The sequence below is a fragment of the Pseudomonas sp. Pseusp11 genome, assembly GCF_047304405.1.
Classification (GTDB): Bacteria; Pseudomonadota; Gammaproteobacteria; order Pseudomonadales; family Pseudomonadaceae; genus Aquipseudomonas.
This window is the reverse complement of record NZ_JBGLZF010000021.1, coordinates 96,662-113,417: the sequence shown is the minus strand read 5'-3', so window position 1 is coordinate 113,417 and position 16,756 is coordinate 96,662. Positions and strand designations below refer to the sequence as shown.

Sequence of the window (16,756 nt, the reverse complement as noted above, 5' to 3'; positions counted from 1 at the left end):
TTTAGGCGCTTGTAAAAAAGGGAGTCGCCGTAAGGGCGAAACCATAAGTAGCCGTTACCGCAGAAACGGATATGTACACCATCAAAAACCCGGCCGGCCATCAGGCCGCCTTCGCGGGCAAGCCTCGCTCCTACAGGGTCCAAGTGAACCCTGAGGGAGCAAGGCCAAACTCAGGCCAGGCTTTTGCTGACCACTTCGTACACGTCGCTGGACAGCTGCCCCGAAGCGAGAATCCGCTCCAGTTCGCCTTTCATCAACGCCTGACGGGCGCTGTCGTACTTGCGCCAGCGGGTCAGCGGCGCCAGTTGGCGAGAAGCAATCTGCGGATTGAAGCCGTTGAGCTCAATCACCAGATCCGCCAGGAAGCGATACCCGGAACCATCCGCCGCGTGGAAGTTGATCAGGTTCTGCCCGGCAAACGCGCCGACCAGTGCCCGCACCTTGTTCGGGTTCTTGATGTTGAACGCCGGGTGCTGCATCAAGGCTTTGACCCGCGCCAGACCGTCTGGCAATACACTGCCGGCCTGAACGCTGAACCACTGATCCATGACCAGCGGATTGTCCTTGAAGTGCTCGGCGAAGCTCGCCAGTGCCTTGGCTTTCTGCGCTTCGAACGGCGAATTCACCAACACGGCCAACGCGGTCAGGCGCTCGGTCATGTTGTCGCAGCTGTCGAACTGTTCAAGGGTTGCCGCCAATACTTCTGGCTTGTCGCTGAGCATCAGGTAGGACAACGCAATGTTCTGCAGTGCGCGGCGGGCGAAGTGCTCGGCCTCGGCCACATACGGAGTCTTCTTCGACAGATCACGATTGGCCTGATAACGCAGCCACAGCGCTTCGAACAGCGTGTCCGCCAGTTGCTTGCGCGCAAATTCGCGAGCGGTGTGGATCGCTTCGACATCAGCCACTTCGCTGATTTCAGTCAGGTACGCCTCGCTTGGCAGCGAGAGCATTTCAGCGACCATCGCCTGATCCAGCGTCTCGTCGGACAGCACGGTACGCAGGGCTGCAACCAGACGCTGATCCAGCACCAGCGCCTCGCCCTTCTGCTGCTGGGCGATCAACTCTTGCAGCACCTGCACCGACAACTGCTGGCCGGCATCCCAACGGTTGAAACCGTCGCTGTCATGCTGCATCAGGAACATCAGTTGATCGCGGTCGTACGGGAAGCTCAGTTTCACCGGCGCCGAGAAGCCGCGCAGCAACGACGGCAGTGGTTTTTCAGCAATGTCGACGAAGGTGAAGGTCTGCTCGGCTTCAGTCACCGAGATCACCCGCGAAGTGCCTTGAGCACTGGCTTCACCGGACAGACGCAATGCAATTGCCGCGCCTTTCGAATCAAGCAGACCCAGCTCCACCGGAATCACGAACGGCAGCTTCTCAACCTTGTCCGGGGTTTCCGGGCAGCTCTGGCGGAAGGTCAGGCTGTAGGTTTTCGCCGTGGCGTCGTAGGACTCGCTCACCGCCAGACGCGGTGTGCCGGCCTGGCTGTACCAGCGCTTGAACTGGGTCAGGTCGACGCCATTGGCATCTTCCATGGCCTTGATGAAGTCGTCGCAGGTCACGGCCTGGCCGTCATGGCGTTCGAAGTACAGGTCGCTGCCTTTGCGGAAGCCATCGGCCCCGAGCAAGGTGTGGATCATGCCGACCACTTCCGAACCCTTTTCGTACACGGTCAGGGTGTAGAAGTTGGAAATCTCGATGAAGCTGTCCGGGCGCACGGCATGGGCCATGGGGCCGGCGTCTTCGGCGAACTGGTGGGTGCGCAGGTACGCCACGTCCTGGATGCGCTTGACCGTGGCCGAGTTCATGTCGGCCGAGAACTCCGAATCGCGGAACACGGTGAAGCCTTCCTTGAGCGACAGCTGGAACCAGTCGCGGCAGGTCACGCGGTTGCCCGACCAGTTGTGGAAGTATTCGTGGGCGACGATCGCTTCGACCCGCTGGTGCGCGGCGTCGGTAGCGGTTTCGGCACGGGCCAGCACGGCGCTGGAGTTGAAGATGTTGAGGCCCTTGTTCTCCATGGCGCCCATGTTGAAGTCGTTGACCGCGACGATCATGAAGATGTCCAGGTCGTACTCGCGACCGTAGACTTCTTCGTCCCAACGCATGGACTTCTTCAGGCTGTTCATGGCGTGCTGGCACTTGTCGATGTTTTCTGGCTCGACATAAATGCGCAGCGCCACGGAGCGCTCGGTCATGGTGGTGAAAGTGTCTTCGACACACCACAAGTCACCGGCCACCAACGCGAACAGGTAGGCAGGCTTCTTGAATGGGTCTTCCCAGGTCGCCCAGTGGCGGCCGTCTTCGCCGGGACCGGAGGCAATCGGGTTGCCGTTGGACAGCAGCACCGGATAGCTGTGCTGCTCGGCGACCACTGTTGTGGTGAACGTGCTCATCACGTCCGGGCGGTCGAGGTAATAGGTGATCTTGCGGAAACCTTCGGCCTCGCACTGGGTGCAGAACATCGTGCCGGATTTGTACAGGCCTTCCAGGGCGGTGTTGGTTTCCGGGTGGATCCGGACGCTGGTGTCGACCGTAAAGCTCGTTGCGGTCGGGTGCAGGGTCAGATGGTTCTCGGTCAGTTGGTAGTCGGCGGCGCTCAGCTCCTGGTCGGCCAGGGTCACCGACAACAGCTCGAGTTGCTGGCCGTCGAGCACCAGCGGCGGCAGGCCCGGGCCACGTTCAGGGTTGCGGCGCATCACCAGTTGCGCATGGACCAGGCTGTGGTCCTCGAACAACTCGAAGGTCAGGTGCGTCTCGTCGATCAGGTACTCGGGCGCCTGATAGTCCTTCAGGTAAATCATCTTCGGTTGTTCGGTGCGCATACTGGAGTCCTTACTGATGCACGGCGAGCTGGTAGGCCGTGTATTTACGAATATTGATCACGCCGGTGTCGAAAATCAGGTATTGACCCTTGATCCCCAACAGCGTGCCTTCGGCAATCGGGTTCTTGTCCAGGTTGAAGCTGACGATTTTGGCCGGGTACTGCTCGACCGGATAGCGGATTTCCAGAGGTTCGACATCGGTAATCGTCTGGATTGCTTGTAGGCCGAATCGCTCCTGCAAACTGTGCAAACCTTCAGCGCAGCTTTCAAACAGCTGATCGCGAACCTGCGCCAGGTCCACCGACACCGCATCGCCCTTGAGCAAAGCACGCCAGTTGGTCTTGTCAGCGACCTGACTGCGGAACAGGTCTTCGACGAAGCCCGACTGCTGGCGGGTCGAGACGCGCACGATCGGCAAGGCCTGGCTGGCACCCTGATCGAGCCAACGGGTCGGCAGTTGGGTGGCGCGGGTAATGCCGACCTTGATCCCCGACGAATTGGCCAGGTAAACCACGTGGTCGGTCATGCAGAACTTCTCGCCCCACTCAGGCTCCCGGCAAGTGCCAGCGTCGTAGTGGCAGCGCTCCGGGCTCATGATGCAGACGTCGCACTGGGCCAGTTTGGTCATGCACGGGTAGCAGTAACCCTGGCTGAAACTGGTTTTGGTCTTGCGTCCGCAATGGGTGCAGTGGATCGCCCCCAGATATTCCAGGCGCACCGTGGTGCCGATCAACGGATTGACCGGCACCTCGACGTCGCCCAGACGAAAAGCGTACTGCACGTTCGGCCCGTCAAGGCGCGCCGACATTTTGCTGATTGCACCGCGGCCAATCTCGATCAATGGATGGCATCCGACTTGAACAGAATATTCGGCACTTCGATCGACTTCGACGCGCACTCCTGCGGGCCCATGTAGCCGGTGCGCTGTTCCTCGGGCAGGTTCTGGATTTCCCAGGCGATCATCGCTTGCAGGGAAAGTTCGCGCTGCTCGGCGGTGAGCTTGCCACCGTCGGACCATTTGCCGATTTCCACCGCCAGTTTCAGGCTCTGGTAGATATCCGGGGTAATGTTTTTGATCATTTCGTTAAAAGAGGACATCAAGGGCTCCGCGCTCTTCATTCATAACTGTTTAGACGGCCAGTTTACGGCGGTTGTACAAACCGCCCAACAAACCGGTGAAGCATCCGATGAGTAACCCGCCGACGTGGGCCGCGTTGGCAATCTCGCCGAAGCCGATCATCGAGACCAGCCCCGACAGGCACAACAACAGCCACACCAGCATCATCACCAACACCCCTCGGGGCAGGCGATAAGCCGGGTTCGGCGACAGAAGCTGGAAGATCCAGCAATGCCCGAGCAGGCCGTACAGCACCCCGGACAACCCGCCAAACAGGGTCGGGCCGCTGAAATAGAACTGGGCATAGTTGGACACCAGGCTGAACAGCAACGTCAGGCCGATCAGGTTGATGCTGCCCTGCCGCGACTCGATGCGCCGCCCCAGTTCCCAGTACCACATGCCGTTCATGGCCAGGTGCAGGATACCGAAGTGGATCAGCATTGGCGTCACCAGACGCCACCACTGCCCCGCCGCCAGGCTGTCGGCCAGTGGTGTGAAATGGATGTATTCGCCGACCACGCGGAAATCGAGGAAGGTCAGCCAGCGCATCGTCTCGAGGTTCTCGCCCAGCAGTGTCACCACGCCGACGATCAGGCTCAGCAACAGCACGAACGCCGTGGCCTTGCTGTGGCGCAACTGCTCGACAAAACCCGGACGCTGCAGGGTCGGCGCCACCGGGATATCCAGTTGCTGATCGGGGTCGCCGGCCGGAAAGCGTTCATACAACGAGCGCACGTCTTCGCTGATGCTGGCCGGCACCCACAGCACCTGCTCGCCCGCCTCTTCGCTGACCCGATGGGGCACTTGCATGCGCTGCAGCAGTTTGACGAACCCGCTCAAATCCACCGCCAGCGGCAGGCGCAATACCGCCACCGCCGTCATTGCATCACCTCCGGCCGCTCGACATCCACCCAGACAAATTTATGCGGGTCGAGACGGGTTTCCTGATCCAGACGATACGCCACCAGTTTGCCGTAGAGCACCGCGCTGTAATCCAGGCACGCCAGGTTCGGGCGGATCGGCGCCGGTTTGCCGCTGCGCCAGTAGTGACCGACGAACAACATCGGCTCATCGATACCGTAGCGCAGCAGGTTGTCTTTTTCACTGGACGACAGCGGTGTGCGGGCCACCGGCTCGGGCAAGGCGTCGGGCTGGAACACGATGTCTCCGTAGGTTTGCGGGTCGTCTTCCCAGAATTTGGTGCGGAAGAAGGAACGGGTCAGGCCGTCGCCGCTGGTCATGGTCAAGCCGTGGGGCAAGCGCATGTCGGTGCCGCGCAGCAGGCGATCGAACACGGTGCAGGCGAAACTGCCGGGCACCGCGGAGGCCTGGAGGAAATGCTCGTCGATGCAACCGTCGGGGAACAACCCGCGCAACGGCTCGATGAGGCTGGCATCCCAACAGGCATGCACCACGCGGAAACGCTCGGCATCGACGAACAATGGCAGCTTGTAGAACCATTGCAGGAAGTCGTGCCAATCCTGGGGGTGATCTTCGAACTGGGTCAGGGTTTCCTGAAGCAGGCGGGCGTGGCGCGGGGTGTGCTCGCGCACGAACTGTTTGCCGCTGCCCGGCAGCGCCGGCGTGCTCCAGCCGAGGGCGTTGAATTCATGGTTGCCCATGATGCACAGCGCCTGGCCGGCCTCGACCATGTCGTGGACGATGTGCAGCGCCTCGCGAATCCGCGGGCCGCGGTCGATGATGTCGCCGAGGAACACCGCCATGCGCGACGGATGCCGCCAGACACCTGCCTGTTTGTGGTAACCGAGCCGGTCGAGCAAGTGCTCAAGGGTCAGAGCGCAACCGTGCACGTCACCGATCAGGTCGTAGCTACGCGCGGGATCGAGCATCAGTCGCCTCCACCACCCAACTTGCTGCCCCAGCCGAGCTTGGTCCGGCAGACTTCGTAGTAGTTGTGGTCGAGTGGGTGAATCAGCCGCAGCTTCTGCGCTTTCTTGCTGATGGTGATGGTGTCACCGGGCGCGCAGGTGAAGTGGTTCTGCCCGTCACAGGAGACTTGCGGGTAAATCTGCATATCTTTGGACACGACGATTTTCAGCTCACTGTTGCCATCGACCACAATCGGCCTACCCGACAAGGTATGGGGGTACATCGGCACAATCACAATAGCGTCGAGCTTGGGATGCATGATCGGGCCGCCCGCCGACAGCGCGTAAGCGGTCGAACCGGTCGGCGTGGCAACGATCAGGCCGTCGGCCTTCTGGCTGCAGACGAACTGGCCGTCGATGTACAGCTCGAACTCGATCATTCGCGTCGACTTGCCGGGGTGCAGCACTACATCGTTCAGCGCATCGCCCTGGCCGATGGCCTCGGCGTGGCGCCGGACTTCGGCTTGCAACAGGAAGCGGTTTTCCACCAGGTAATGGCCGTCGAGCACTTCGGCGACTTTGACTTCCAGCTCATCGGGGCGAATATCGGTGAGGAATCCCAGGCTGCCACGGTTGATGCCGAGCACCGGGATGTTGTGCCGGGCCAGCGCCCGGGCAGCGCCCAGCAGGCTGCCGTCACCACCGACCACAATCACCATGTCACAGACTTCACCGAGCATCTTGCGCGACGAAGTTTGCAGGCCATGGCCCGGCAGGACTTCGGCGATGGTGTCTTCGAGGATCACGTGCAGGTGACGATCGAGCAGAAACCGTTTCAGTCGGCGGACGGTATCCAGCACCTGAGAACTGCCCAGGCGACCGATGATGCCGATATTACGAAATTGCTCCATGGGGCTCCTATTGGGACGCGGCGGCCTGCGACGGCGAAAAACACGATTATGGGCGAAAGCGCGGCGTAGACAAAACCCTTTCAGCTACAACGGTGTGCTCTAGTTTCGGGCTATGCTCGCAAGATGATCCTATTTCCAGACTTGCTCCAGTTACCTCACCAGTTGCGCCACCCTGAAGTGCGCGACCTGGCTTGGGTCATCCTCGCGCCGCCGATGCTCGACGCCACCCCGTGGCCGCAGCGTCACCCCCTGGCCGGCAGTGATTGGGTGCAGGCGCCGGAGCGCCTGGAACACTGGCTCAGGCAACTGGATCGTGACAGTTACGATTTGCTGCACTGGCTGGCCCAGGCCAGGACCCGGCGCCTGGGTTTGTACTACGAACGGCTGTGGCAGTACGCCGTGCGGCACGCGCCGGGGATCGAGCTGATCGCCGCCAACATGCCGATCCGCCGTGAAGGCCACACCTTGGGTGAACTGGACATGCTGCTGCGCGATCGCGATGGCGTGCATCACCTGGAACTGGCGATCAAGCTCTACCTCGGCCCGCAGAACGGTGACGGCCATGACACCGCGCAGTGGCTCGGACCGGGTTGTCATGATCGGCTGGACCGCAAACTGGAACACCTGAGCCGGCATCAATTGCCGATTTCCGCGCGGGCGGAGAGCCGTGAGGTGCTGGCGTCGCTGGATATCCAGCAGTTCAGCGCGCATCTATGGCTGGGCGGTTATCTGCTCTATCCGTGGCCAGGGCAGGCCGAACCACCGAGCGGCGCACACCCTCAGCATTTGCGCGGTAGCTGGCTGCACCAGAAGGACTGGGCGGAGTTTGTCGTGCAGCGTCCGTTCGGTCGCTGGCAACCTCTGCCCCGCCACGCCTGGTTGGCGCCGGCGCACTATCCCAAGGAGCAGACCTGGAGCGCTGAACAGCTGGACACGTGGCTGAGCGATCTGGACCCGCTGGCACCGGCGCAATTGATGGTGCGGCTGACAGAGAATGCCAAAGGGGATTGGGAAGAGGCCGAGCGGCTGTTTCTGGTGTCCGATCTTTGGCCGAATGTGCCGGGCCAGAGTTGATTCGATTTTTGTAGGTACAGCAAAAAAGATCGCAGCCTTCGGCAGCTCCTACAGGAATCGGGCATGACCGCGGAAATTGGGTCGTCCACGGTCAACGTAGGAGCTGCCGAAGGCTCGGGCCGCGTTCGGACGATCTTTTGATCTTGATCTTCAGCAACCTAAAAGGACAACCGCAACGCCAAGGCCGCCAACGTCACCAACAACACCGGCACCGTCAGCACAACCCCGACCTTGAAGTAATACCCCCAGCCAATCCGGATATTCTTGCGCTGCAGCACATGCAGCCACAGCAAGGTCGCCAGACTGCCGATCGGGGTGATTTTCGGCCCCAGGTCGCTGCCAATGACGTTGGCGTAGATCATCGCTTCTTTCGCCACGCCGGTCGCCTGACTGGCATCGATCGAGAGCAAGCCGATCAGCACGGTCGGCAGATTGTTCATCACCGACGACAGCAACGCCGTCAGCACCCCGGTGCCCATGGCCGCGCCCCACACGCCGTAACCGGCGAAGCCATCCAGCCAACCGGCCAGATACCCGGTTAGCCCGGCGTTGCGCAGGCCATACACCACGAGGTACATCCCCAAGGAAAAAATCACGATCTGCCACGGCGCTTCTTTCATCACCTTACGCGTGGAAATCTTGTGGCCACGGGCGGCAATGGCCAGCAGCAATGCAGCGCACACCGCGGAGATCGCGCTGATTGGAATGCCCAACGGCTCAAGGGCAAAGCAGCCGAGCAGCAGAATCACCAACACCACCCAACCGGCATAAAACGTTGCGGTGTCGTGAATCGCGGTGGCCGGGTCTGCCAATTGCTCGGGATGGTAATCACGGGGGATGTCGCGACGAAAAAACACCATCAACATCGCCAGGGTCGCTGCCACGCTTACCAGATTGACCGGGATCATCACCGCGGCGTAGCGGTTGAAACTGATCTTGAAGAAGTCAGCCGAAACAATGTTCACCAGGTTCGACACCACCAGCGGCAGGCTCGCGGTGTCGGCGATGAAACCGGCCCCCATCACGAACGCCAGGGTCGCCGCCGGGGAAAAACGCAACGCCAGCAGCATGGAAATCACGATCGGCGTAAGAATCAGCGCCGCGCCATCATTGGCGAACAACGCCGAGACCAGTGCGCCGAGCAGCACCATATAAGCAAAGAGCTTGCGCCCGCTGCCCCGCCCCCAACGGGCCACATGCAACGCGGCCCAGGCAAAGAACCCCGCCTCATCCAGCAGCAGGCTGATGATAATCAGCGCAACGAAGGTGCCGGTGGCATTCCAGATGATCTGCCATACCAGCGGAATATCGCTCAGGTGCACCACCCCGGACAGCAGCGCCAGCACCGCGCCGAATACCGCACTCCAGCCGACGCCCAGGCCTTTGGGTTGCCAGATCACCAGGGTGATGGTCAGCAAAAAAATCAACGATGCGATGAGCATATAAACCCGGTTCCAGCCCGACGGAAAAACGAAGCGCGGAATATAGGGAGGTTTGAATAGACCGTAAAGTGAAGGCTGGATGAAATGCCTGATGTAGCAGCAGCCTCGCAGGCTTGGCAGCTGCTACAAGCTACAAGGCAGGGTCATGGCTTTTTATGCTGCTCGACCCACTGCGCATACGCATTGATGAATTTCTGCAGGAACGGCTTGAGCGACTCCGACAATTTGCCCGCCTCATCGAACGCTGAACCCGCGCCGCCCAGATAAGCTTCCGGCTGCTGCATGCACGGCACATTGAGAAACACCATCGACTGGCGCACATTGTGGTTGGCGCCAAATCCGCCGACGGCGCCCGGTGAAGCGCTGATCACCGCACCTGGCTTGCCGTCCCAGACACTCTGGCCATAGGGACGCGAACCAACGTCAATCGCATTCTTCAACGGCGCCGGCACCGAACGGTTGTATTCCGGGGTCACGAACAGCACCGCGTCGGATGAACGCACCTGTTGTCGGAAAGTGCTGTAGGCTGCCGGCGGTGAATCGCCATCGATGTCTTCGTTGTACAGCGGCAAATCGCCGATTTCGACGATAGTCAGCTTCAGATTGGCAGGCGCCAGCTCGGCCAGCGCCAGCGCGACCTTGCGGTTGATCGATGCTTTTCTCAGGCTGCCGACCAGAACGGCGATCTCGTAGACGTTGCTCATGGAAGATACTCGACTGTTCGATGGAAAGAGCTTCTAGTTATAGATGATCAAATGACGATTCAACCAGCGGGCGACGGAAAATCACCGCCCCTGACTATTTTTTTCCTGTAGGAAAACTTACCTCGCCCAACCACGGTCTACAGAGCCGCAAATTGAGTGATTTATCTCCAGAGGTTCTAAGCAGATGGCAGCAGTACTCGTCGGTCAGTTCCATGCAAGAGACGCGGAAGGCCGTGTTTATTCCGTGCATGAGTTCCAGGAATCCACCCTGTCGCACGACGGCCTCGCCGGCTCTGCGCCTGTCACCACCTATAAACTGGCCATTGGCGATCGGGTCAACAAACTCGACGACAACGCGTTTGTGCTGGTGCAAACCGGTGTCACCCTCATTCGCGAACCTGAAACGAACGTCGCTTCATAACCCGCTGTTATGAGCAGAAGTCATATGCGCGCACTTGAGTTAGGATTCAGTCACTGACTCCCTCACCTGCTGAACATGGACTTCACGCATGCGTTTACGTCATATCGAAGTGATCCAGGCGCTCCTGCAGACCGGTCACCTGGGCACCGCCGCCGAATGGTTGCAGTTGCCCGTGACCGAGGTTGAACGCACGCTGCGCGATGCCGAGGATCAGTTGGGTTTCATGCTGTTTGCCAGCGTGCGTGGCCGTCTGCAAGCCACGCGCGAGGCGCGGGAGTTGCAGGTCGAGATCGCCCGCGTCTACGAGGCCCTTGAGCCGGTCCAGCGACTGGCCAGCAGCCTCAAGCAATATCTGGCCCCACCCTTGCGAATCATCTGCACCCCGCCATTGGCGCAACAGCTGTTGCCGCAAAGCATTGCGGCGCTGCGCCGACGCCTCCCCGATGCACCTTGCACCCTCCTGAGCCAACCGACCCGCGAGATTGTCAGAAGCCTGCTGCTGCGCGAAAGCGATCTGGGCCTGAGCCTGCACGACCCGGATCATGCCGATATCGATTGCCAGGTCATCGCCCAGGGCAAGCTCCAGCTATTGGCACCCCATGGCTGGCTGCAACCGAAACAGAAGTACATCTCGCTGCAAGACCTGGCCGGCCAGTCAATGGTTGGCCTGGAAGGTCACGACCCGCTCAGCCCGGCGCTGGACAACAAGCTGCATGCGCTGCGCCCTGCCCCGGTCATCCAGACCCGAGTGCAGACGCATCAAATGATGCGCAGCATGGTCGAGGCCGGTGAAGGCCTGGCGATTGTCGATCCGTTTACCGCCCTCGGCGCCAAATCGGCCGGGCTCGATGCCTGCCCGCTGGCACCTGCGGTACCGGTCAGCGTCTACGCCCTGCGCCTGAAAAACGCCGAGCCCTCTCCGGCGGTTCAGACGCTGCTGGACATCATCACGGAACAAGCCGTGGCGATGCTGGCGAGCTGATCGGTTTTTCCAGCGGGTTATCGAACAATCGATACCAGAACAATGCGACTTCGGCGGTGTTCGGGTCGATCCCGCGATAACGCAGATGATCGATCCCGCCAACCACGTAGCCACAGCGTTCATACAACCGGCAGGCCCCAAGATTATTGTTCTGGGTTTCCAGCATGATGCCCGGCAGCTTTTTCTTGCGGCTCCAGAACTGCGCTACGTCCAGCAACGCCTTGGCCACGCCATGGCGACGCGCCGGTGCATGCACCGCCAATTCATCGATATGGGCGAAACCGTTCCAGTTGGTGCTGACCACCAGGTGGCCCACCGGCTCATCATCCAGATAGGCCATGAAAATCGCACTGTCGGCGGCGTCGCGAAAACTGCTGAACTCTTCGGGATCGATGCCGTAGCACTTTCGATACGGGGTGATTGGCGTTACCGGCCACTGCGCCACCGGCTTGCCGATTTCTGCTGCGCCATAGGCGGCGACTTCAAAACTGAAATCACTGCCCCAGATATAAGCCGCAAAACCCTCATCGGCGACACGCACCGAGAGGCCCGGGTATTTGGGATTCATGACGGGCTGCATACTCGCAAAGGTCCTCATTCCTTGATGCAATCGACGGTGTAGTGCCGTCCATTGCCCTCGTCTTCATGTTGCAAGCCATGCACATCGGCGACAAACCCGGGGAAGCTGCTGTCGAACGCCCGGGCAAACTTCAGGTAATCGATAATCGAGCGGGTCGACTCGGTGAAACGCTCACCGGGCATGATCAACGGGATCCCCGGCGGGTATGGCACCAGCATCACTGCCGCGATCCGCCCGTCCAGGGCATCGATCGAAACGGCCTCCACTTCCCCGCGTACCAATTGATCATAGGCGTCCGCTGGCTTCATCGCGACTTCCGGCAACACTGTGTACATGCGTTTGAGGTGTTTGGCCGTGGCATTACTGCGATAACAGGCGTGCAATTGATCGCACAGATCGCGCAACCCCATGCCTTGATATCGGGCCATGTTCTGTTGCGCCACGCACGGCAGGCAGGTAGCTAGGCTGACGTTGGCGTCGTAGCTGCGCTTGAACTCCAGTAACTCGGTCAGCAGCGTGCTCCATTTGCCCTTGGTAATGCCCATCGAGAACAGCACCAGGAACGAATACAGCCCAGTCTTTTCCACGACCAGCCCGCGCTCCCAGAGGAACTTGCTGACCACCGCCGCCGGAATCCCGCGCGCACTCAGCGCGCCGCCCGCCGTCAGCCCCGGCATTACCAGTGTGACCTTGATCGGATCGAGCAGCACGTAGTCGTCGGTCACGCCGCCAAAGCCGTGCCAGTCAGCGTCGGGTTGCAGCAGCCAGTCTTCGCTGACCACCTGCTCGATCGCTTCCGCCGAGGGCGGCTGCCAGATGGAAAACCACCAGTCATCGGCGGCGATATGCTGGCGCAGATTGGCCAGCGCCCGGCGAAAACTCAGGGCTTCGTCGAACATTTCCTGTAGCAGCGAACGACCGGCCGGCCCTTCCATCATCGCCGAGGCCACGTCCAGCGAGGCGATGATGCTGTACTGCGGCGAGGTCGAGATGTGCATCATGAACGCTTCGTTGAAACGGTCGCGATCCAGCTGCCGCGCACCGCCGTCCTGCACGTGAATCATCGATGCCTGGCTGAACGCCGCCAGCAGTTTGTGCGTGGAGTGGGTGGTGAACACCAAGGGGCTGTCTTCGCTGCGGGACGTGCCCATGCCGTAACGGCCGGCGAAGAACTCGTGGAACGCCGCGTAAGCGAACCAGGCCTCGTCGAAATGCAGCACCTCGACACTGTTGCCCAGGCTCTGCTTGATCAGCTCAGCGTTGTAACAGAGGCCGTCGTAAGTCGAGTTGGTCACCACCGCCAACTTGACCTTGGGCTCGCGCCCCTGAGTCAGTGGACTCGCGTCGATCTTGGCCTGGATCGATTCGCGGCTGAACTCACTCAACGGGATCGGGCCGATGATCCCCAGCTCATTGCGCTCCGGGCACAGGTACAGCGGAATCGCGCCGGTCATGATGATCGCGTGCAACACCGACTTGTGGCAGTTGCGATCCACCAGCACCAGATCATCGCGGGCCACCATGGAATGCCAGACGATCTTGTTGGCGGTCGAGGTGCCGTTGATCACAAAAAAGGTGTGATCGGCGCCGAAGTTGCGTGCTGCTCGCGCTTCCGCCTCGGCCAAGGGACCGGTGTGATCGAGCAGCGAACCGAGTTCCGGCACCGACACCGACAAATCCGAACGCAGGGTGTTTTCCCCGAAAAACTGGTGAAACGCCTGCCCCACCGGGCTTTTGTGATACGCCACACCGCCGCCATGCCCCGGCGTGTGCCAGGAATAATTGGAGTCGGCGGTGTGCTGCACCAGCGCCTTGAAGAACGGCGGCAACAGGCCATCCAGGTACTTGCGCGCCGCACGGGCAACCTGACGGGCGAGGAATGGCACGGTGTCTTCGAACAAATAGAGAATGCCGCGCAGCTGATTGAGCTCGGCCATGGCGTCGGCCGGAGCATTTTCCAGGGTGACTTGCTCGCCCAGGGCGAAAATCGGCAGGTCCGGCGCCCGAACCCGTGCCAGGCGAATCAGCTCGGCCATGTTATGCAGCAGATGGGCGTGGGTGCTGGCGTCTTCGGCGGCAATCAACATGCAGGCAAGGCCGTGATGGGTCGAGGCAACCAGACGCCCCTCGGTGTAATCAACCGCCGAAACGATACTGAAACCTTCCTGCTCCAGCTCCCGGGCAATGCCACGCACACGATCACCGGCAACGGTGTCGGCCTTGATGTCGCGGTGGACGATCAGGACCGGGAATTTCAAATCTTTATACATGAGGCTCGGCGTCCTGAAGCGGCAGATCGTGGCCTGCCAATTACCTCAGGGTAGAGGGTTGGAGCGCATGTGGCGAGGGGGCGTGCCCCGTGGCGGGTCGGCTGACGCACCAATATGTGGCCTGACACCCCGGATGAGAGAGGATTTTTGTAATGGAGATTTTGGAGGGACAGGTTTTTCTGTGGCGAGGGGGCTTGCCCCCGTTCGGCTGCGCAGCAGTCGTAAATCCTGCCAACGCGGTGAATTTGAAAAAATCCGGGGCCGCTTCGCGCCCCAACGGGGGCAAGCCCCCTCGCCACAAAAGCCCATCACGATCAGGCCTGAGCCTTGGCCTCGGCCAGTTGCTGCCACAGCGACGGCGCGCCGGCGGATTTGGCAATGGCTTCCAGGCGCGCAACGTGTTGGGCCAGATCCTCTTCACTGGCGCGGATGATCCGGGTCGGCTGACGATCGGCCGGCAGACGACGGATTTCCGTGGCGGAATTATCGGCGCCTTCGCCCGAACCGTTGCCATCGGACGCGTTACCGGCCAGCGACAGGCTGGTCTGACCGCCGGTCATGGTCAGGTAAACGTCGGCGAGAATCTCGGAGTCGAGCAAGGCGCCGTGCAGTTCACGGCCGGAGTTATCGACGCCATAGCGTTTGCACAAGGCGTCGAGGCTGTTGCGCTGCCCCGGGTGACGTTCCCGGGCCATTATCAGGGTGTCGAGGATCGTGCAGTGCTGTGTGATGTCCGCGCGATCGTGCTGGCCCATCAAGGCAAATTCGTTGTTGATGAAGCCAACGTCGAACGCCGCGTTATGGATGATCAGCTGTGCGCCCTTGATGAACTCGAAAAATTCATCGGCCACTTCAGTGAAACGCGGTTTGCCCACCAGAAATTCGTTAGTGATGCCGTGGACGCCGATGGCGCCTTCGTCACTCTCGCGATCCGGTTGCAGGTAAACGTGGAAATGCCGGCCGGTCAGGCGCCGACCGATCAACTCGACACAACCGATTTCGATAATCCGGTGGCCGTCGGTCACCGGCATGCCGGTGGTTTCGGTATCGAGTACAACGGATCTGGTGGCCATCAGTGCTCAGCTCTCAACGGGTCAATCGTGCAAAAGCGGCGATGTTAACACGCTCGCGGGATCGGGCGGGCGTCCGCCGCTCTGCCTGATCGTTCCCACGCTCCGCGTGGGAATGCATCCCGTGACGCTCTGCGTCACATCCGAAGCGGAACGCGGAGCGTCCCTGGCGGCATTCCCACGCAGAGCGTGGGAACGATCATCAGTAGAGGGTCTAGGCCTGCTTGTACCCGCGCACTTCATCCACGCCACGGTTGGCCAGTTGGTCGGCCCGTTCGTTGCCATGATGGCCGATGTGCCCGCGCACCCATTTCCAGGTGACGTTGTGGCGGTTGACCTGCTCGTCGAGCAGTTTCCACAGGTCGGCGTTTTTCACTGGTTCCTTCGCGGCGGTTTTCCAGCCGCGTTTCTTCCAGTTGGCCATCCACTCGTTGATGCCTTTCATCACGTACTGGGAGTCGGTCACCAGCAGCACGTCGCAAGAACGCTTGAGCTCTTCCAGGCCACGGATCGCCCCCATCAGCTCCATGCGGTTGTTGGTGGTGTTGGCTTCGCCGCCCCAGAGTTCTTTTTCGACGCCCTTGCACACCAGCAACGCGCCCCAGCCGCCTGGGCCAGGATTGCCCTTGCAGGCGCCATCGGTGAAGAGTTCTACGCTATCGCTCATGCCAATCTATCCAGAAAATGCGCTGGCTCGCCGATCGGTGACCGACGATGCCCGAGGCCGGGGCATACCCGGCCGGGAATATAAAAAAGTGTATTACGGCTCGATGTGACGACGATTGACCTTGGCCATCGGCAACGGAATCAGCTTGCCCATCGGTTCGCGCCGTACCTGGCGCACCGGCCGCAGCCCCACCACGATCTTGCGCGCGACTAATAAATAGAAGCCGCCACCCGACAATTGCCAGTCACCGGCCTTGCGCTCCCAACCGGCCAGACGAGCTTGCCAGGCAGGTGACGCAAGCGGCGGACGATAGCACCCGAAGCGGCGTTTCTCCAGCGCGAAGCCCAGCAGGTTCAGCCAGTCGCTGACCCGCGACGGCGAAATGCAGCGGGCCTGGCGCAAGGCGTCATGGGCGAACACATGACGCAGGCCCCAACTGCTCCAGGGGTTGATTCCGATAATCAGCAGATGCCCGCCGGGGCGCACACTGCTCGCCGCTTCGCGCAACAAGCCGTGTGGCGACAGGCAAAAATCCAGCCCATGCTGCAACACCACCACATCGGCGGCATGCTCGCTCAAGGGCCAGGCCTGCTCTTCGCAGACGATCTCGACCCCCGGCAACGGCGCGCCGAGTCGCACATTGCGCTGCACCTGCGGCGCCGACGGTGGCGTCTGTGCCGAGGGGCCGTAATGCACCAGATAGCCACCGAAGAAGCGCCCCAACTCGTCTTCGAGCATGCGTCGTTCTTCGTCCAGCAAAAATTGCCCGATGGGACCGGACAGCCAGTCACGGGCCGCGCTGATCAATGCCAGCCAGTCAGGATCAGCCTGAGCGAACGCTTTATCGGTCATTGCATTCTC

The 16,756-nt window shown here is 60.9% G+C and carries 16 protein-coding genes; 3 read left to right on the top strand and 13 right to left on the bottom strand.

From position 1 onward, the window contains the following. Positions 1–170 precede the first annotated feature (170 nt). From pepN to ACCC96_RS18615, 6 genes are read right to left on the bottom strand one after another with little or no spacing between them, the layout of a single operon-like run. Entirely contained in the window at positions 171–2,828 is a 2,658-nt protein-coding gene (pepN, locus tag ACCC96_RS18640; RefSeq protein WP_413696561.1) for an aminopeptidase N, read from the bottom strand. Between the two features lie 10 nt (positions 2,829–2,838). Then, positions 2,839–3,669, bottom strand: coding sequence for a DUF2797 domain-containing protein (locus ACCC96_RS18635; protein ID WP_413696560.1), 831 nt, complete (start codon positions 3,667–3,669; stop codon positions 2,839–2,841). Then, on the bottom strand, positions 3,666–3,926 hold the full coding sequence (locus tag ACCC96_RS18630; protein ID WP_007937782.1) for a YeaC family protein: 261 nt from the start codon (positions 3,924–3,926) through the stop codon (positions 3,666–3,668). Before ACCC96_RS18630 ends, ACCC96_RS18635 begins: the two co-directional genes overlap by 4 nt. A gap of 31 nt (positions 3,927–3,957) precedes the next feature. Continuing rightward, entirely contained in the window at positions 3,958–4,827 is an 870-nt protein-coding gene (locus tag ACCC96_RS18625; protein ID WP_258668661.1) for a rhomboid family intramembrane serine protease, read from the bottom strand. After that, positions 4,824–5,798, bottom strand: a complete 975-nt coding sequence (locus tag ACCC96_RS18620; protein ID WP_413696563.1) for a metallophosphoesterase — start codon at positions 5,796–5,798, stop codon at positions 4,824–4,826. The genes ACCC96_RS18625 and ACCC96_RS18620 overlap by 4 nt, the downstream gene beginning before the upstream one ends. Then, complete coding sequence (locus ACCC96_RS18615; protein ID WP_007906781.1) at positions 5,795–6,685, bottom strand: NAD(+) kinase; 891 nt, start codon at positions 6,683–6,685, stop codon at positions 5,795–5,797. Before ACCC96_RS18615 ends, ACCC96_RS18620 begins: the two co-directional genes overlap by 4 nt. 123 nt (positions 6,686–6,808) lie before the next feature. Here ACCC96_RS18615 and ACCC96_RS18610 point away from each other — a divergent pair, with 123 nt between their 5' ends. After that, complete coding sequence (locus tag ACCC96_RS18610; protein ID WP_413696559.1) at positions 6,809–7,759, top strand: DUF1853 family protein; 951 nt, start codon at positions 6,809–6,811, stop codon at positions 7,757–7,759. 158 nt (positions 7,760–7,917) lie between these two features. Here the strand turns inward: ACCC96_RS18610 and ACCC96_RS18605 are convergent, their stop codons facing one another. Both ACCC96_RS18605 and ACCC96_RS18600 read right to left on the bottom strand, forming a co-directional pair. Then, positions 7,918–9,201, bottom strand: a complete 1,284-nt coding sequence (locus tag ACCC96_RS18605) for an arsenic transporter (protein ID WP_258668665.1) — start codon at positions 9,199–9,201, stop codon at positions 7,918–7,920. 143 nt (positions 9,202–9,344) lie between these two features. Continuing rightward, positions 9,345–9,905 carry an NADPH-dependent FMN reductase gene (locus ACCC96_RS18600; RefSeq protein ID WP_018929616.1) on the bottom strand — a complete coding sequence of 187 codons (561 nt, stop codon included), beginning with the start codon at positions 9,903–9,905 and terminating at the stop codon, positions 9,345–9,347. 184 nt (positions 9,906–10,089) lie between these two features. Here ACCC96_RS18600 and ACCC96_RS18595 point away from each other — a divergent pair, with 184 nt between their 5' ends. Next, complete coding sequence (locus ACCC96_RS18595; protein WP_018929617.1) at positions 10,090–10,326, top strand: hypothetical protein; 237 nt, start codon at positions 10,090–10,092, stop codon at positions 10,324–10,326. Positions 10,327–10,414: 88 nt separating this feature from the next. Next, positions 10,415–11,308, top strand: coding sequence for a LysR substrate-binding domain-containing protein (locus ACCC96_RS18590; RefSeq protein WP_019579322.1), 894 nt, complete (start codon positions 10,415–10,417; stop codon positions 11,306–11,308). Here ACCC96_RS18590 and ACCC96_RS18585 read toward each other — a convergent pair. The 5 genes from ACCC96_RS18585 to ACCC96_RS18565 all read right to left on the bottom strand — a co-directional run bounded on the left by ACCC96_RS18585 (position 11,274) and on the right by ACCC96_RS18565 (position 16,747). Next, entirely contained in the window at positions 11,274–11,888 is a 615-nt protein-coding gene (locus ACCC96_RS18585) for a GNAT family N-acetyltransferase (RefSeq protein WP_007937773.1), read from the bottom strand. The genes ACCC96_RS18590 and ACCC96_RS18585 overlap by 35 nt on opposite strands. A 14-nt stretch (positions 11,889–11,902) precedes the next feature. Next, positions 11,903–14,158 carry an Orn/Lys/Arg decarboxylase N-terminal domain-containing protein gene (locus ACCC96_RS18580; RefSeq protein ID WP_019648958.1) on the bottom strand — a complete coding sequence of 752 codons (2,256 nt, stop codon included), beginning with the start codon at positions 14,156–14,158 and terminating at the stop codon, positions 11,903–11,905. A gap of 314 nt (positions 14,159–14,472) precedes the next feature. Next, a complete protein-coding gene (dnaQ, locus tag ACCC96_RS18575; RefSeq protein ID WP_007937771.1) occupies positions 14,473–15,231 on the bottom strand; it encodes a DNA polymerase III subunit epsilon in 759 nt (252 codons plus the stop codon). Positions 15,232–15,442: 211 nt separating this feature from the next. Further along, positions 15,443–15,895, bottom strand: coding sequence for a ribonuclease HI (gene rnhA / locus ACCC96_RS18570; protein WP_003180633.1), 453 nt, complete (start codon positions 15,893–15,895; stop codon positions 15,443–15,445). A gap of 93 nt (positions 15,896–15,988) precedes the next feature. Beyond that, positions 15,989–16,747: a methyltransferase domain-containing protein gene (locus ACCC96_RS18565; protein ID WP_007937770.1), complete on the bottom strand. Its 759-nt coding sequence runs from the start codon at positions 16,745–16,747 to the stop codon at positions 15,989–15,991. Positions 16,748–16,756: the final 9 nt, after the last annotated feature.

What these genes read in the sequence shown, in the direction of transcription:
- ACCC96_RS18625 (WP_258668661.1), bottom strand. Translation starts at nt 4,827, where the DNA reads ATGACGGCGGTGGCGGTATTGCGCCTGCCGCTGGCGGTGGATTTGAGC.
- ACCC96_RS18565 (WP_007937770.1), bottom strand. Translation starts at nt 16,747, where the DNA reads ATGACCGATAAAGCGTTCGCTCAGGCTGATCCTGACTGGCTGGCATTG.
- ACCC96_RS18630 (WP_007937782.1), bottom strand. Translation starts at nt 3,926, where the DNA reads ATGTCCTCTTTTAACGAAATGATCAAAAACATTACCCCGGATATCTAC.
- ACCC96_RS18590 (WP_019579322.1), top strand. Translation starts at nt 10,415, where the DNA reads ATGCGTTTACGTCATATCGAAGTGATCCAGGCGCTCCTGCAGACCGGT.
- ACCC96_RS18605 (WP_258668665.1), bottom strand. Translation starts at nt 9,201, where the DNA reads ATGCTCATCGCATCGTTGATTTTTTTGCTGACCATCACCCTGGTGATC.
- pepN (WP_413696561.1), bottom strand. Translation starts at nt 2,828, where the DNA reads ATGCGCACCGAACAACCGAAGATGATTTACCTGAAGGACTATCAGGCG.
- ACCC96_RS18585 (WP_007937773.1), bottom strand. Translation starts at nt 11,888, where the DNA reads ATGCAGCCCGTCATGAATCCCAAATACCCGGGCCTCTCGGTGCGTGTC.
- rnhA (WP_003180633.1), bottom strand. Translation starts at nt 15,895, where the DNA reads ATGAGCGATAGCGTAGAACTCTTCACCGATGGCGCCTGCAAGGGCAAT.
- ACCC96_RS18580 (WP_019648958.1), bottom strand. Translation starts at nt 14,158, where the DNA reads ATGTATAAAGATTTGAAATTCCCGGTCCTGATCGTCCACCGCGACATC.
- dnaQ (WP_007937771.1), bottom strand. Translation starts at nt 15,231, where the DNA reads ATGGCCACCAGATCCGTTGTACTCGATACCGAAACCACCGGCATGCCG.
- ACCC96_RS18595 (WP_018929617.1), top strand. Translation starts at nt 10,090, where the DNA reads ATGGCAGCAGTACTCGTCGGTCAGTTCCATGCAAGAGACGCGGAAGGC.
- ACCC96_RS18615 (WP_007906781.1), bottom strand. Translation starts at nt 6,685, where the DNA reads ATGGAGCAATTTCGTAATATCGGCATCATCGGTCGCCTGGGCAGTTCT.
- ACCC96_RS18610 (WP_413696559.1), top strand. Translation starts at nt 6,809, where the DNA reads ATGATCCTATTTCCAGACTTGCTCCAGTTACCTCACCAGTTGCGCCAC.
- ACCC96_RS18600 (WP_018929616.1), bottom strand. Translation starts at nt 9,905, where the DNA reads ATGAGCAACGTCTACGAGATCGCCGTTCTGGTCGGCAGCCTGAGAAAA.